This window comes from Pseudoalteromonas sp. SIMBA_162 (assembly GCF_046535955.1).
GTDB lineage: Bacteria > Pseudomonadota > Gammaproteobacteria > Enterobacterales > Alteromonadaceae > Pseudoalteromonas > Pseudoalteromonas marina.
The window spans coordinates 100,884-116,189 of record NZ_JAWJBQ010000006.1 but is presented as its reverse complement, the minus strand read 5'-3'; the positions used below and the strand labels follow the sequence as shown (position 1 = coordinate 116,189).

The following is a 15,306-nucleotide window of genomic DNA, read 5'->3' as shown; positions in this document are numbered from 1 at the left end:
TCCTTTTTTAATATGTTATCACCGAGGGGGCGTCAACAAGATGAATTTTTTGAAACATGACAAATGTCAGCAAAGTTAATGACACTTCACACTCTTATTATTTTTACGTACTGGCATAGTTATCCTACTTAACAGGAGAGTGCTATGAATAGTTTAGTTTTAATGAGTCTTGATATTAGCGAGTTTTTTGATTCGCTTAATTTTACTATTAATTACATTGATTATTTTATGCTGATAAGCATTTTTGTGGTATCTATATTTATTAATAAAAAGAGTGCTTTAAATAAAAATAATACACCAGAGGTGCTAGCATGAGTTCGCAAAGTAGCTTTTCTCAACAAACGGATAAAACGTTTTGGAAATACGGCCATTTAATTTTTACAGGCTTTTACTTACTGCCATTAATTATTAATTTTGACCAATTCACAAAAAGCCAAATGGGCCTATGTTTAGCTTTTTATATTGCCTTTATTATCTTGTATGTAAAAGCAATTAACTGCGATAACACAAAAATAACCACCTTATTTTTAGCCTTGCTCGCTATTTGTTTTAGCGCCACTTTTTTTACCTCTGGCACACCTACCTTATATGGCTTTGTTGCCTATGTAGCTGGGTATAGTTATAACTTAAAACAGCGGTTTTATGCCGCATTAGCCATTGTGGTGGCGCTTTTTACAAGTTCGTATTTAAGCGATATGGGAAAGCTTCAATACTTTTTGGCTGTGGCCTTAATATTATGTGCCGCTTTATTTAGTTATGGAATTGCAGCAAAAAGAGAACGCGACCATAAAAAGCGCGAGCAAGAAAGTGCAAACCAATTAGAGCAATTAGCTGCTATTGCTGAGCGTGAACGTATAGCGCGTGACCTACACGATATTTTAGGCCACTCACTATCATCTATTGCATTAAAGGCCGAGCTGGCTAATAAGCTAAACCAAGGTGAGCGCTACGAGCAAGCAAACAACGAAATAGCTCAAGTAGCAGATCTTGCAAGGCAGCTACTTAGCGATGTACGCAGTGCCGTAAGCGACTTAAAAGAGCTCAATTTGGTAAGCCAAGTTGCTCAGTTAAAACAACGGTTATTAGAGCAAGATTTTAATATTACGTTTAACGTTGAATTATCTGTGCTACCTGCCAAGGTAGAGAGCATTGCTAGTTTAATAATTAAAGAGTCAGTCACTAACTTACTACGCCATAGTTCAACTAAAAACAGCGCAATAACAATTAAGCAAACACCCCAGCAATTACTCATTGAAGTAATAGATAATGCACCCTGTGGCAGGCTCGAGGCAGGCAACGGTTTAAACGGTATAAAAGAACGAGCAGAGCAAATACAAGGTAGTGCAGCTTTTACCTGTGGTGAACAATTTACATTAAACGTAGTACTGCCAATTTCATCTGAGGATTTACAATGATCAAAATATTTTTAGTGGAAGATCAGGCGCTAGTGCGTGACGCTGTTAGTGCACTACTTAGCCTAGATTTTAATATTGACGTAATTGGCCAAGCAAGCAACGGGCTAGATGCCCTAAATGCTATTAATGGGCTTGATGAAGATGCAATGCCAGATATTATTTTAACCGATATTGAAATGCCTAAAATGAACGGCATAGAACTTAGTGAAAAAATAGCAATGCAATTTCCGGCTATAAAAATGGTGATCATGACCACGTTTTCACGCGCTGGGTATATTAGGCGCTCGTTAAGTGCCGGTGTTAAAGGATTTATATTAAAAGAAGCCCCGAGTGACGAGCTAATCAACGCACTCAAAAAGGTAATGCAAGGGCAAAAAGTGATTGACCCAGAGCTTGCAATTAACGCTCTAGACGATGCCGATCCACTTACCGATAAAGAGCGAAAAGCATTAAAGCTTGCAAGCGATGGACTTAAAACGAGCGAAATAGCCACACAGTTATTTATAAGTGAAGGCACAACGCGTAACTACCTGTCAGACGCAATTGCCAAACTTAATGCAACAAACCGAATCGACGCAGCACGTATAGCTAAACAAAAAGGGTGGTTATAAACACATGTGATTAAGGTTTATAAATTTAACACAAACCCTTACTATGTTAGTCATAACAACAAAAGTAACGAACAACGCTTAAAGTAAGCTTAAAATTCGCAAAAAGAGGGTTAAATGGCAAATTTAATAGATTTAACAGTAAAAAATAGTGTCGCAGTTTTAACAATGAACACCGCAGAAAATCGACACAATCCAGCGTTTTTGGCTGAATTTAATTTACACCTTGATCATATAGAGGCTGATAAAAGCATTCACTCGGTGGTACTTACCTCAGCAAGCGACAAAAGCTGGTCGCTGGGTATTGACCTTGAGTGGATGGCAAACCCAAGCATTTTACCAGCGGCTATTTCTGACTTTATGTTGCAAATAACACAGTTGCTACAACGTATTGTTACGTTTCCTATGCCTATTATTGCAGCCCTCAATGGTCATACTTATGGTAATGGAGCCGTGCTTGCCTGTGCCTGTGATTTTAGATTTATGAAATCAGACAAAGGCTTTTTTTGCTTTCCTGAAGTTGATGTACTGGTGCCTTTTGTACCGTCTATGTTTCCTATTATTAATAAAGCGATACCGCAAACCTTCTTTAATAGGCTAGCAATGACGGGCGAACGGGTGGGTGCACAACAACTGTTTGAAAACAACGTAATAGAAGCTGTATTTTCTAACAGTGACGAACTGCAAGCCGGTGTACTTGAATTTGCAGCGCAGTTTAATAAAAATCGCTGGATTTACGCTCAAAACAAATCGCAAATGAACAAACACATCTTGCAAACTATTAAAGAAGAAGACCCTGCTTTTATCGATAACGTCAGTAAAATGTTATACAAAAATCTTCACAAAACTAAGTAATGGCTTAGTCACTGATGCAGCTTAATCACAATGACACAATTAAGCTGCATAATTAAGGACATATTAAGGCCCTGTACGCTAAGTTTAAAAAGCTAAATAACCGATAGGTGAGCTTTGTTTAAATATTAAGTGCTTTTACCTGTCTCATTTTACGTATATGGGTTAAAATAACCTTCATAACCAACTAACAAGATAGTGAATGTCAAACCAAGATCCAAATCTCAGTCGAGAACAAGAAAAGTACGAAAACCCCGTCCCTAGCCGTGAGTTTATACTTACTCATCTTCAAGAGCGTTCAAAACCAGCTAACTACGCACAATTATGTGAAGAACTAGCCGTTAATGATGAAGAGCGTCAAATTGCATTTAAACGTCGCCTTCGTGCAATGGAGCGTGATGGTCAGTTATATTTTAATAAATTTAAATGCTATGCACTTATTGACGAAGCCGGTTTAACCAAAGGTAAAGTAATAGGCCACAGAGACGGTTTTGGCTTTTTAGAAGTTGAAGGCGAGAGCAAAGATTGGTTTATTGCCAAACATCAAATGAACATGGTGTTACATGGCGACATTGTATTAGCTAAAGGTACAAAACGTGGCTCTGGCTCAAAATGCGATGCCCGTATTATTAAAGTGCTTACCAACGAGCGCGCCCCTATTGTAGGGCGTTACTTTGTTGAGCATGGTGTTGCAGTTGTAGTCGCTGAAGATCCGCGTATTACGCAAGACATTATGATTTTACCAGGCAACGAAAACGGTGCCCGCCACAACCAAATGGTGCAGGTTAAAATCACTCAAAATCCTAGCCGCAATATGAACGCAGTAGGTAAAGTGGTTGATGTACTAGGTGAGCATTTAGCACCAGGTATGGAAATTGAAGTTGCCCTTCGTAATCACGACATTCCGCATGTTTGGCCAGAAGAGGTTGACGCACAAGTCGCCCACTTAGGCGAATTTGTAGAAGATGCAGACAAACAAGGCCGCGTAGATTTACGCGACTTACCGCTTGTTACGATAGATGGCGAAGACGCCCGCGACTTTGACGATGCAGTGTACTGTGAGCCTAAAAAATCAGGCGGTTGGCGTTTATGGGTTGCTATTGCCGATGTATCGCATTATGTAGGCATGAATACACCACTTAACAAAGAAGCCATTGCACGTGGTAACTCAGTGTATTTTCCTGAGCAAGTTATCCCAATGCTACCAAAAGTACTGTCTAACGGGTTGTGTTCACTTAACCCTAAAGTAGACCGCCTTTGTATGGTTGCTGAAATGACCGTATCAGCGGCAGGTAAATTGTCGGGTTATAAGTTTTACGAAGCGGTAATGAATTCTCACGCCCGTTTAACTTACACTAAAGTAAACGCCATTTTACAAAATGACGAAAAGCTTCGCGAAGAATACGCACCCGTAGTGCCACATTTAACTGATTTACAGCAAATGTACATGGCGCTTAAATCAGCACGCCAAGAGCGTGGTGCTATTGAATTTGAAACACTCGAAACGCGCTTTGTATTTAATGCACACCGTAAAATAGAGTCTATTGTGCCTGTTATCCGCAACGACGCGCACAAACTCATTGAAGAATGTATGATTTTAGCCAACGTGTCAGCGGCTAAATTACTCGAAAAGCACGAGGCCAGTGCACTTTACCGTGTGCATGATGAACCCGACAGCGAAAAGCTAGGTAACTTTACACAGTTTTTAACTGAGTTAGGGATTCAGAGCACATTAGGTGACGAACCAACGCCTAAAGAAATTACGCAAATATTAGCTAAATTAGGCGAGCGCCCAGAGGCCGAGCTTATTCAAACTATGCTGCTGCGCTCAATGAAACAAGCGGTTTATCAGCCAGATAACATAGGTCACTTTGGTTTAGCGTTATCGGCTTATGCGCACTTTACATCGCCTATTCGTCGTTACCCAGATTTAGTTGTACACCGTGCAATTAAAGCGGTGCTAAAAGCACAAGGTCAACAAACGTCAGGCGCATACGCGTACACTGACGATGAAGTAGATCAATTAGGCGAGCAATGTTCAACCACTGAGCGCCGTGCAGACGATGCGACTCGCGAAGTAGCCGACTGGCTTAAATGTGAGTTTATGCAAGACCACGTTGGCGATGAGTTTAACGGGGTTATTTCGTCGGTTACAAACTTTGGTTTATTTATACGATTAGACGATTTACAAATTGATGGTTTAATTCATGTTACTAATTTAGGCGACGAGTTTTTTGCACATGATGCTGCAAAACATTGCCTGATTGGTGAACACAGCCACACCGTTTACCGACTTGGCGATAAAGTAACGGTGCAAGTTGCCTCAGTCAGTTTAGACGACCGCCGTATAAACTTAGTACTTAAAGGCGATGTAGCACAAGATAGGTATTCACGCCGTCGTGCACCTAAAGGTAAAGGCCCTGCGAGTGTACGCTCACAATTAAAAGCAGGCAAAGTACCGGGTAAAAAGTCAGACGACAAGCCAAAAGGTAAAAAAAAGCCAGCCGGTAAAGGCAAAGCTGCTGGTAAGTCGGCGGTTAAAGCCAGCGAAAGCACCGCAAAGAAAAAACCGAAAAAGAAATCGGCTAAAAAGCCTAAAAGACCAGGCAAAAATGCCCGTAAACGTACAAGCCCAGGAGCATAAAATACGTGAGTAATGAATTAATTTTTGGCTTTCACTCTGTTGAAGCAATTTTAGCAAAAGAGCCTGAGCGATTTTTAGAAATTTACGCGCTTAAAGGCCGTGATGATAAACGCTTAACACCGATTATTGATGAAGCACGTAAATTTGGTATTTCAGTACAATTTATGCAGCGTAAAGCACTTGATAACAAGTCGAAAGACGAGCAGCATCAGGGGATTATTGCTAACGTAAAAGCGGCGCCAACGTACAACGAAAAAGATCTAGATGTGATCATTGCGCGTGAAGAAACTCCATTTTTACTCGTACTTGATGGCATAACCGACCCGCATAACTTAGGTGCATGCTTGCGTAGTGCAGATGCGGCAGGTGTTCACGCGATTATTGTTCCTAAAGATAAGTCGGCAAAGCTTAACGGTACAGCACGAAAAGTAGCGTGTGGCGCAGCAGAAACAGTGCCCCTTATTCAAGTAACTAACCTTGCACGTACTCTTCGTGAAATTAAAGATGCTGGCGTATGGGTAGTTGGCACTGCTGGCGAAACCGACACGCATGTATTTGATGCAAGCTTAACAGGCCCAATGGCCATAGTTATGGGCGCAGAAGGTGAGGGGATGCGCCGTTTAACACGTGAGCATTGCGATGTATTGGTAAAAATTCCAATGGCAGGTTCGGTGTCTAGCTTAAACGTATCGGTTGCAACCGGTATTTGTTTATTTGAAGTATTACGCCAACGTAACGCAAACAATTAAATTGCGTTAGTTTAAAGCTAAGCATTAAAAAAGCCGAGATTAATTAATCTCGGCTTTTTTGTATCTACTATTTGCTTAGTATGGTGTGAGTAAAACGGTTTAGTTAACGAGCCGTTTTACTCAGCAACTACTTAAAAGCTGTATGTGTAGCCCATTTGAATACTACGAGGCTTACCTGGCTGAATACCGCCATTAGCACGGTTAGCTATGTACGTTTTATCAAACAGGTTATCAACCGTTAAGTATACTTTTTGTTTGTCGTCGATTAAGTATTTAGCAGCTAAATCCCATACTACACGGCTATCAATTGCGTTTAAGCCTGAGTCAGATAGGTCGGCATGAGAATCAGATACGTAACGTATTTGGCTGTTAACAACAAACGATGCAAACTCAGCGCCTAACGATAAAGCAACTTGGTTTTCAGGTACGTAAGGCATTGCGTCGCCTTTTTCTACCGAGCCCCAAATTTCTGAATCAAACGTGTTTTTAAACTCAGAGTCAGTGTATGTGTACGTTAATTTAACTGGAAATTGCGCAGCGTCTGTTGCAAAAGTACGACCCGCACTAAATTCAAAGCCCGATACTTCTACTTCACCGTAGTTGTATTGGTCGCCAATATTTTCGTCGCTACAACCCACAGCAGCAGTACAGTTACCGTGCATGTTGTCGTAATCAGAGAAAAACGCAATCACTTCACCGTTAAAGCCATCCATATTAAAGCGAGAGCCAAACTCAAGGTTTACACTTTCTTCTTCTTCTTGGTCAGCATTACCCGGTGCCGCTGGAGCGTAACCTTTTTGAATACCGGCAAGTAACGTAACGTTATCGTTAAGTGTATAAGTGGCACCTAACGATGGCACTAAAATTTCAGTATCGTTAGAAATATCTTTAGTTAAGCCATTGCTACGAGTTGGATCTGATTTAGACCATTCTTCACGCGTAATGGTAATGTCTTCGTAACGAAGACCTGCATTAATAACTAACGCGTCTAGTGTCCATTCGTCTTGAACAAATAACGTGCTTGCTTTTGCGCTGTCTACACGGTTGCTATCTGAGCCAGGTACACCTTGTGATGTAAGTGTCATGCTTAGGTCTTGATTAAGCGTGTATGTGTCTTGCCATTGGAAACGATCCATTTCGTCTTCGTGGTAACGCACACCGACAGTAATGTAGTGATCGCCTGCAGGAATATGTAATTCAGACTGAATGCCTTTTGCTTGGTAATCACGGTTGTTAGCTTTAACACCAATGCCTTCAATACCTTCGCTTGTTGGATTTGCTTCAAAGTCGCTGTATTGCTCAAGCGTGCTAGTTCCTACACTGCTTGCTTTATACCAGTTACGATGAAAATCGTTTAGGTAAGCGGTTGCAAGTAACTCGTAGCCTTCACCAAAACGGTACGCATAGTTTAGTTGGTAAGCGTTGTGGCGAGTGTTCATTTCATCGTTTTGCGATGCAGCGTAACGGCGATTAGGGTTTGCTTTGTAATCTTCGTCAGTTAAGCCCATGTAAGTTTCGTCTGATGTTTCGTCAGAGTATTTTACTTTTAGCTCAATATTGTGAGCATCATTTTTACCAAACGTATGACCAAACTTTAATAGTAAATCAGTTTTTTCAAAGCCCGTATTATCGCTACCAACAGGAAGCTCTTTAAAGCCGTCTGCGCCGTAAGTAAATACTTCAACCAAGCCAGACGTGTTGTTTTTTTCTTTACCAAAGTATGCGTGACCTTTGTAGTAGCCATCGCTACCAAGGGCTGCATCTACCATACCTTTAGAACTATTTGGCTCGGTTGGTAAGCTACGAGAAAGTAAGTTTAAAACGCCACCTGTAGTACGAGGACCGTACTTAACTGAGGCAGCACCTTTTAATACTTCAATTGTTTCCATACGACCCATAGTAGGGAAGTAGTAAGCAGAAGGCGCAGAGTAAGGCGCAGGTGCGACTAATACACCGTCTTCCATTACAGAAATTTTATCGTTACGGCCGGTACCAGTACCGCGCATACCAATGTTAGGGCGAAGGCCATAGCCATCTTCTTCTTGAACGTAAACACCCGGAACAGACGCTAAAACACGCGAAATATCGGTAAACTCAAATTTTTGAAGTTCTTCGTCAGAGATAAAAGTAGCCGAACCTGGAATGTCGTTAATAGCTTGCTGTGAGCCAATAACTGTAATTTGTTCAAAGCGCTGTTCTTTATCGCTGGTGTCTTTAGCCATTGCAGTAGCTGTAAAAGACAAAGCAACCGCAGTTGCAAGAGTAGATACTAAAAACTTAGGGTTCATTTTTGTCCTAATCACATTGATTTTCTGAATTGGCGTAATTTGAACACGTTAACGAATGCGAATCAATATTATTTAGTATAAAACTATTCATTTTTTTAGAGCTAAAAACACAGGGTTGTGCAACGTGGTTAACTTTTTTGTTTCTTTTGTATTATTTTGTAATCATGAGGCTAGGTACAAAGTGGGTGTTTTAATTTATTAGCCTAAACGCAAGGCAATAAACTCAGCAAGCTTATCTACCGCATTTTCTGATTCCCCCGAACTTTTAACCAAGCTAATACCAATGTTGCCCAGTGCAGGTAAGTGTTTAGTGTGTACTTGGTAATTAAGTTCGCTGGGTACGGTACTTTTTGCCAGTACTGTAATGCCAAGCCCTTCTTTTAATGCCGCAATAAGCCCCGTTAAGTCGGCGTTGCTATATACAATACGGTATTTTATGCCGGCATTTTTAAGCGCATCGGTAGCGCGGCGGCGATAAATACATCCTTCTGGCGCGGTTACTAAGGTAACCACTTGGTTTTTTGCTTGGTTTAAATCACCCACCCACACCAATTGATCTTGCATAAAAATAGGAAATTTACTTGAGGTAAGTTGCTCGTTTAGCGCAAGCACTAGATCAAATTGGTCTTGCCTAGAAGCCGAAAGCAAATGCTTACTTAATCGCGATTTAACTTCAAGCGATACTTCTGGGTACAGCGCCACAAAGTCGCCAATAATAGAAGGGAGTATACGCGCAGCAAATTCGCTAGGTATGCCTAAACGTACTTTTCCGGTAATGCTCTCTGACGTAAATTGCTGCAAAATGGCATCGTTGTATTGCATCATTTGTTTTGCCATGGGCAATAATAGTTCGCCGTACTGGTTTAGTACTTGGCGCTGCCCTTGCTTTTTAAATAATTTATAGCCTAATACATCTTCTAAACGCTTTATTTGTAAGCTTACCGCAGGTTGCGAAAGCCCCAAAAAGTCGCCGGCTTTGGCAAATCCGCCTACATCTACAATCATTACAAAGGTACGTAAACTGTCGGTTGATATATTTTTCATATTTAAAATTACAATTTATGTGGGTACATATATAAGTATTATTTATCAATTGATAAATAATTACAATTTGTTGTTACAGACCCCGCGCAATATAATTTTAAGATTAAAAATACACAGGTGTTTGTTATGACTTTTAACCCAATAATGTTTGCCCGCCACAGCAACGCTAACAGCGCGGTTATAAACGCTTTGCAAGCAAATAGCAGCATAGTTGTAATGGATTTTAGCGGCAGCGAAGCTTCTGTATTTTTAAGCAGTATTTTAGGCCACGATTTAACAAAATTAACGGCCAGCGGTTTAGGTTTAAAAGGCACATTAGATGGCGACTTTTATTCTGACTTTAGTTACGCCGTATATTATTTTAGCGAAACCGCTTTTCGATTTGTATTACCTCACAGCGCAAGCCTGCAATTACAGTCACTTATAAACGAACAACAGCTTCGTTTTGATATTGACTACGTTATTCGTACCGACCTAACTAGCTTTACCTTAAGCGGCGAAAACGCCTTTGATACGCTAGTTGATGCCTTTAAATTAACACCCGGTTTGCGATTATCTGACGCACAACTATGCTACGGTGCGCAAAGCGGTGAGGTATTTATTACCGCGATTGATAACAAAGATGAGCAGCATTTTGTGCTCATAGCTAAAGCGCCAGAGCTACAAAAATGGCAAAGCTATATGCAAACGCAGGGTTTTGCAGTAATGCAAAACCAGGCCGCATAACAAAAACAACCAACAGGTAAACATAATAATGTTTGCCTGTTTTTAATTTAAGCCACGCCCATTAAGGGTTAATTTAAAACGTGAAGGAATGTTATGACTTCTAAAACTGTACTCCATGCTAAGCACCTAGAAGCGGGCGCAAAAATGGTTGATTTTCATGGCTGGGAAATGCCAATCAACTACGGCTCACAAATAGAAGAACATAATGCAGTGCGTAACGATGCAGGCATGTTTGACGTATCACACATGACCATTGTTGATATTGAAGGCGACCAAGCTAAAGCATTTTTACGTAAGCTTGTAGCAAACGACGTGGCTAAATTAACCGTACCAGGTAAAGCACTTTACACCGGCATGCTTAACGAGCAAGGCGGCGTAATTGACGACCTTATTATTTACTTTTTCAGCGAAACGTTTTACCGCTTAGTGGTTAACTCGGCTACGCGCGAAAAAGACTTAGCGCATTTAGCTAATGTATCGAGCGATTTTGCCGTTACAGTGACTGAGCGTCCAGAGTTTGCAATGATTGCAGTGCAAGGCCCTAACGCACGCGAAAAAACAGGCACGCTTTTAAATGCAGAGCAACAAGCTGCAGTTGAAGGCATGAAGCCGTTTTTTGGTGTTCAAGTGGGTGATTTATTTATTGCTACAACGGGTTATACTGGCGAAGACGGTTACGAAATTGTAGTACCAAACGACCAAGCAGCCGATTTATGGCAACAACTGCTAGACGCAGGTGTAGCGCCAGCTGGTTTAGGTGCACGTGACACGCTACGTTTAGAAGCAGGTATGAACCTTTACGGCCTAGATATGGACGAAAGCGTATCGCCACTTGCAGCTAACATGGCATGGACCATTGCATGGGAACCAGAAGATCGTGACTTTATTGGCCGTGACGTACTGGTTAAACAACGCGCTGAAAAAAGCACCGACAAGCTTGTTGGTTTAGTACTTGAAGAAAAAGGCGTATTGCGTAGCGGTTCAAAAGTAATTGTTGACGGTGGGGAAGGGGTTATTACCTCAGGTACTTTCTCACCTACACTTGGTTTTAGTGTAGCCCTTGCACGTGTTCCACGTTCAACAGGCGACACAGCTCAAGTAGAAATGCGCAAAAAATTAGTTAACGTTAAAGTAGTGAAGCCTAGCTTTGTACGTAACGGTAAATCAATAATTTAAATTTGGTGTTATCACCCAATAATACCAATTATGTTGAGTTATTAACCACTTACAGCGACGGATAAATAGAGTGATAACAAGGCATTAATTTTGATATGTAGTTGTTCTACCTGATAAATTAATAACGATGTTAGCGCTTTATTTAGACCGCTAGATTGGTTAAATATTTAATTTGATTGGTATCATAACCAAAGGAACAAGATAATGAGCAATATCCCTACTGAATTAAAATACGCTTCTTCACACGAGTGGGTTCGCAACGAAGGTGACGGTACCTTTACAGTTGGTATTACAGAACACGCGCAAGAACTACTTGGCGATATGGTGTTTGTTGAATTACCAGAAGTAGGCGACGAAGTAGACGCAGGCGAAGACTGTGCAGTAGCAGAGTCGGTTAAAGCGGCATCAGACATCTACGCACCAATTAGCGGCGAAATTGTTGCCATTAACGAAGAGCTAGAAGACGCACCTGAAACAGTAAACAACGACGCGTACGGCGACGGTTGGTTATTCCGTCTTAAAGCATCTGATGTGTCTGAGCTAGACAACCTATTAGACGCTGAAGGCTACTCGCACACTATCGACGAAGAGTAATCACTTTTTGTCTAAAGCCCCGCATGTTGAGTAAACAATCGGGGCTTTTATGATTTTACAGCTTATTGCCCATACCCAGTAAGTTGCCAAATCATCATATATTTTAATCAATACTAGTTACCCATTAGTATTTAGGATCATAGGAATCTGGACACATGTCAAACGCCAAATCTCTTGAACAGTTAGAGCAAAAGCAAGATTTTATTCGCCGCCATATTGGGCCAAGCCCAGCGCAAGTAAGCGATATGCTAAGCGCTCTTGAAGTATCGAGTGTACAAGAGCTGATCGATCAAACTGTACCGGCTAACATTCGCCTAGAGCAACCGCTAAGCATTGGCGAAAGCCGTACTGAAGTTGAAACACTAAGCTACTTAAAATCAGTAGCAAGCAAAAATAAAGTTTTCAAATCGTACATTGGCCAAGGCTACCACCCAACACATGTACCGCACGTAATTTTACGTAACGTACTTGAAAACCCGGGTTGGTATACAGCGTACACGCCGTATCAGCCAGAGATTGCACAAGGGCGTTTAGAATCATTACTAAACTTCCAGACTATGACCCTAGATTTAACCGGCCTTGATTTAGCAAGCGCGTCGTTACTTGACGAATCAACCGCTGCAGCCGAGGCGATGGGCCTTGCAAAGCGTGTATCTAAAGCTAAAAAAGCCAATGCCTTTTTTATTGCCGACGACGTACACACACAAACTATTGACGTAGTAAGCACCCGTGCTGAGCAGTTTGGTTTTGAAATCATTATTGGTAAAGCGGCCGACGCCGTTAACCACGACATTTTTGGTGCATTATTCCAATACCCATCTACATCGGGTGAAATAGTTGACGTAACCGACCTAATTGCTGGTGTTCAAAGCAAAAAAGCCATTGCCTGTGTTGCTGCCGACATTATGAGTTTATTACTATTAAAAGCACCGGGTAAATTAGGTGCCGACGTAGTACTTGGTTCGGCTCAGCGTTTTGGTGTACCTATGGGTTACGGCGGTCCACATGCTGCATTTTTTGCAACACGTGACACGTACAAGCGTTCATTACCAGGGCGTATTATTGGTGTATCTAAAGACCGTTTAGGTAACGACGCACTACGTATGGCAATGCAAACGCGCGAACAACACATCCGCCGCGACAAAGCCAACTCAAACATTTGTACAGCGCAGGTACTACTTGCCAACATGGCGGCGTTTTATGCGGTGTACCACGGCCCACAAGGCTTAAAAACGATCGCGCAGCGTATACACCGCTTTGCTGATATTTTAGCTGCAGGCCTAAAAACCAAAGGCATCGCCCTTAAGCACAGCACGTGGTTTGATACGTTAACAATTGTTGGCGACAACAAAAACGACGTAATAGCACGTGCTCTTGCCAAAGGCGTTAACTTTGCTACAAACCACGACGGCGAATACTCAATTTCGGTTTCAGAAACCACAACACGTGAAGACGTAGCCGAGCTATTTGATATTGTACTAGGTGAAGGTCACGGCCTAAGCGTAGACGCTATTGCAGCCGATATTGAAGCAAACGGTAGCGACTCTATTCCAGCGAGTTTAGTACGTGATGACGAAGTATTAACGCATCCAAACTTTAACAGCTACCACAGCGAAACAGACATGCTTCGCTACATTAAGCGCCTTGAAAACAAAGATTTAGCACTTAACCACTCAATGATCTCGTTAGGTTCATGCACCATGAAACTAAACGCGACCGCTGAGATGATCCCAGTTACATGGCCTGAGTTTGCAAACCTTCACCCATTCTGCCCGCTAGACCAAGCAGAAGGTTATCAAATAATGATTAACGAGCTACACGACTGGCTAGTTAACATTACGGGTTACGATGCGGTTTCACTTCAGCCAAACTCGGGTGCACAAGGTGAATACGCAGGCTTAATTGCCATTCGTAAATATCACGAGTCACGAGGGGATGCACACCGTAACGTATGTTTAATTCCAAGCTCAGCGCATGGTACTAACCCAGCGTCGGCACAAATGGCGAGCATGAAAATTGTGGTGGTTAACTGTGATAAAAACGGCAACATCGACATGGAAGACTTAAAAGCGAAAGCTGAAGACGTGTCTGAAAACCTGTCGTGTGCCATGATCACATACCCATCTACCCACGGTGTTTACGAAGAAACCATTCGTGAACTATGTGACATTATTCATGAGCACGGCGGCCAAGTTTACATGGACGGCGCAAACATGAACGCGCAAGTAGGTGTAACAAGCCCGGGCTTTATTGGCTCAGACGTATCGCACTTAAACTTGCACAAAACGTTTTGTATTCCACACGGTGGCGGCGGCCCAGGTGTAGGCCCAATTGGTGTTAAATCGCACCTTGCGCCATTTATGCCAAACCACAGCGTAATTAACGTACCAGGTACAAACATTGACAACGGTGCGGTATCGGCAGCGCCTTACGGCTCAGCTGCTATTTTACCTATTTCATGGGCGTACATTGCCATGATGGGTTCAGAGGGCTTAAAACAAGCCACCGAAATGGCCATTGTAAACGCTAACTACTTAACGCACGAGTTAAGTCAGCACTTCCCAATTTTATACCGTGGCCGTAACAATCGCGTTGCTCACGAATGTATTGTTGATTTACGCCCATTAAAAGAAGCGTCAGGCATTACTGAAATGGACGTCGCTAAGCGCCTGCAAGATTACGGCTTCCATTCACCTACTATGTCGTTCCCAGTAGCGGGCACGCTAATGATTGAGCCAACTGAGTCTGAGTCAAAAGGCGAGATAGACCGCTTTATCGAAGCAATGGTATCTATCAAAGGCGAAATCGACAAAGTAATCTCTGGGGAATGGTCAATCGAAAACAACCCACTTGTGTTTGCACCGCATACACAAGCTGACGTACTTGGTAACGAATGGGACCGCGCGTATGACCGTTTTTACGCTGCATTCCCAGTGCCAAGCGTTGCTAAAGACAAGTTCTGGCCAACTGTTACACGTATAGATGACGTATACGGCGACCGTAACTTAGTATGTGCGTGTCCTCCAATTGAGACATACCGCGACTAAGAGAGCAGACTGATTTTTGAACTTTAATGGGTAGTAAGTTCCATTATAGTTTGGAAATTTATCAAAATTATAAAAGCCGTTGCAGCAATGCAACGGCTTTTTTGTGCATAGTAATTCGTCATAAATAATATACGCGTAGGTTGGGAAGAGTGAAACGAAACCC

12 protein-coding genes are annotated in these 15,306 nt (G+C 42.0%); 10 read left to right on the top strand and 2 right to left on the bottom strand.

Annotated elements, in window-relative coordinates; all coding sequences use genetic code 11:
• The first annotated feature begins 144 nt into the window (after nt 1-144).
• From R0J88_RS06325 to rlmB, 6 genes are all read left to right on the top strand, one after another.
• Nucleotides 145-315, top strand: coding sequence for a hypothetical protein (locus R0J88_RS06325; protein WP_006794092.1), 171 nt, complete (start codon nt 145-147; stop codon nt 313-315).
• Nucleotides 312-1,415, top strand: a complete 1,104-nt coding sequence (locus R0J88_RS06320; RefSeq protein ID WP_410899444.1) for a sensor histidine kinase — start codon at nt 312-314, stop codon at nt 1,413-1,415. Before R0J88_RS06325 ends, R0J88_RS06320 begins: the two co-directional genes overlap by 4 nt.
• On the top strand, nt 1,412-2,026 hold the full coding sequence (locus R0J88_RS06315) for a DNA-binding response regulator (RefSeq protein WP_010555700.1): 615 nt from the start codon (nt 1,412-1,414) through the stop codon (nt 2,024-2,026). The genes R0J88_RS06320 and R0J88_RS06315 overlap by 4 nt, the downstream gene beginning before the upstream one ends.
• Nucleotides 2,027-2,140: 114 nt before the next feature.
• Nucleotides 2,141-2,878 (top strand): enoyl-CoA hydratase/isomerase family protein, encoded by a 738-nt coding sequence (locus tag R0J88_RS06310; protein WP_039036399.1) that lies wholly within the window; start codon nt 2,141-2,143, stop codon nt 2,876-2,878.
• A gap of 199 nt (nt 2,879-3,077) precedes the next feature.
• Nucleotides 3,078-5,519 carry a ribonuclease R gene (rnr, locus tag R0J88_RS06305; RefSeq protein WP_410899443.1) on the top strand — a complete coding sequence of 814 codons (2,442 nt, stop codon included), beginning with the start codon at nt 3,078-3,080 and terminating at the stop codon, nt 5,517-5,519.
• 5 nt (nt 5,520-5,524) lie between these two features.
• Nucleotides 5,525-6,268, top strand: a complete 744-nt coding sequence (gene rlmB / locus R0J88_RS06300; protein ID WP_006794097.1) for a 23S rRNA (guanosine(2251)-2'-O)-methyltransferase RlmB — start codon at nt 5,525-5,527, stop codon at nt 6,266-6,268.
• A 131-nt stretch (nt 6,269-6,399) separates the two neighbouring features.
• On the opposite strand, the gene R0J88_RS06295 is transcribed toward rlmB, so the two are convergent.
• On the bottom strand, nt 6,400-8,556 hold the full coding sequence (locus R0J88_RS06295; RefSeq protein WP_410899442.1) for a TonB-dependent receptor family protein: 2,157 nt from the start codon (nt 8,554-8,556) through the stop codon (nt 6,400-6,402).
• A 198-nt stretch (nt 8,557-8,754) separates the two neighbouring features.
• Entirely contained in the window at nt 8,755-9,600 is an 846-nt protein-coding gene (locus R0J88_RS06290; RefSeq protein ID WP_008127667.1) for a LysR family transcriptional regulator, read from the bottom strand.
• Between the two features lie 126 nt (nt 9,601-9,726).
• On the opposite strand from R0J88_RS06290, the gene R0J88_RS06285 reads away from it, so the two are divergent.
• The 4 genes from R0J88_RS06285 (at nt 9,727) to gcvP (ending at nt 15,143) form a co-directional block, all read left to right on the top strand.
• Nucleotides 9,727-10,326: a hypothetical protein gene (locus R0J88_RS06285; protein WP_410899441.1), complete on the top strand. Its 600-nt coding sequence runs from the start codon at nt 9,727-9,729 to the stop codon at nt 10,324-10,326.
• Between the two features lie 93 nt (nt 10,327-10,419).
• Nucleotides 10,420-11,502, top strand: coding sequence for a glycine cleavage system aminomethyltransferase GcvT (gcvT, locus tag R0J88_RS06280; RefSeq protein WP_006794101.1), 1,083 nt, complete (start codon nt 10,420-10,422; stop codon nt 11,500-11,502).
• Between the two features lie 204 nt (nt 11,503-11,706).
• On the top strand, nt 11,707-12,096 hold the full coding sequence (gene gcvH, locus R0J88_RS06275) for a glycine cleavage system protein GcvH (protein ID WP_410899440.1): 390 nt from the start codon (nt 11,707-11,709) through the stop codon (nt 12,094-12,096).
• A 155-nt stretch (nt 12,097-12,251) separates the two neighbouring features.
• Entirely contained in the window at nt 12,252-15,143 is a 2,892-nt protein-coding gene (gene gcvP, locus R0J88_RS06270) for an aminomethyl-transferring glycine dehydrogenase (RefSeq protein ID WP_410899439.1), read from the top strand.
• Nucleotides 15,144-15,306 lie beyond the last annotated feature (163 nt).

What these genes read in the sequence shown, in the direction of transcription:
- R0J88_RS06325 (WP_006794092.1), top strand. Translation starts at nt 145, where the DNA reads ATGAATAGTTTAGTTTTAATGAGTCTTGATATTAGCGAGTTTTTTGAT.
- R0J88_RS06320 (WP_410899444.1), top strand. Translation starts at nt 312, where the DNA reads ATGAGTTCGCAAAGTAGCTTTTCTCAACAAACGGATAAAACGTTTTGG.
- R0J88_RS06315 (WP_010555700.1), top strand. Translation starts at nt 1,412, where the DNA reads ATGATCAAAATATTTTTAGTGGAAGATCAGGCGCTAGTGCGTGACGCT.
- R0J88_RS06310 (WP_039036399.1), top strand. Translation starts at nt 2,141, where the DNA reads ATGGCAAATTTAATAGATTTAACAGTAAAAAATAGTGTCGCAGTTTTA.
- rnr (WP_410899443.1), top strand. Translation starts at nt 3,078, where the DNA reads ATGTCAAACCAAGATCCAAATCTCAGTCGAGAACAAGAAAAGTACGAA.
- R0J88_RS06295 (WP_410899442.1), bottom strand. Translation starts at nt 8,556, where the DNA reads ATGAACCCTAAGTTTTTAGTATCTACTCTTGCAACTGCGGTTGCTTTG.
- R0J88_RS06290 (WP_008127667.1), bottom strand. Translation starts at nt 9,600, where the DNA reads ATGAAAAATATATCAACCGACAGTTTACGTACCTTTGTAATGATTGTA.
- R0J88_RS06285 (WP_410899441.1), top strand. Translation starts at nt 9,727, where the DNA reads ATGACTTTTAACCCAATAATGTTTGCCCGCCACAGCAACGCTAACAGC.
- gcvT (WP_006794101.1), top strand. Translation starts at nt 10,420, where the DNA reads ATGACTTCTAAAACTGTACTCCATGCTAAGCACCTAGAAGCGGGCGCA.
- gcvH (WP_410899440.1), top strand. Translation starts at nt 11,707, where the DNA reads ATGAGCAATATCCCTACTGAATTAAAATACGCTTCTTCACACGAGTGG.
- gcvP (WP_410899439.1), top strand. Translation starts at nt 12,252, where the DNA reads ATGTCAAACGCCAAATCTCTTGAACAGTTAGAGCAAAAGCAAGATTTT.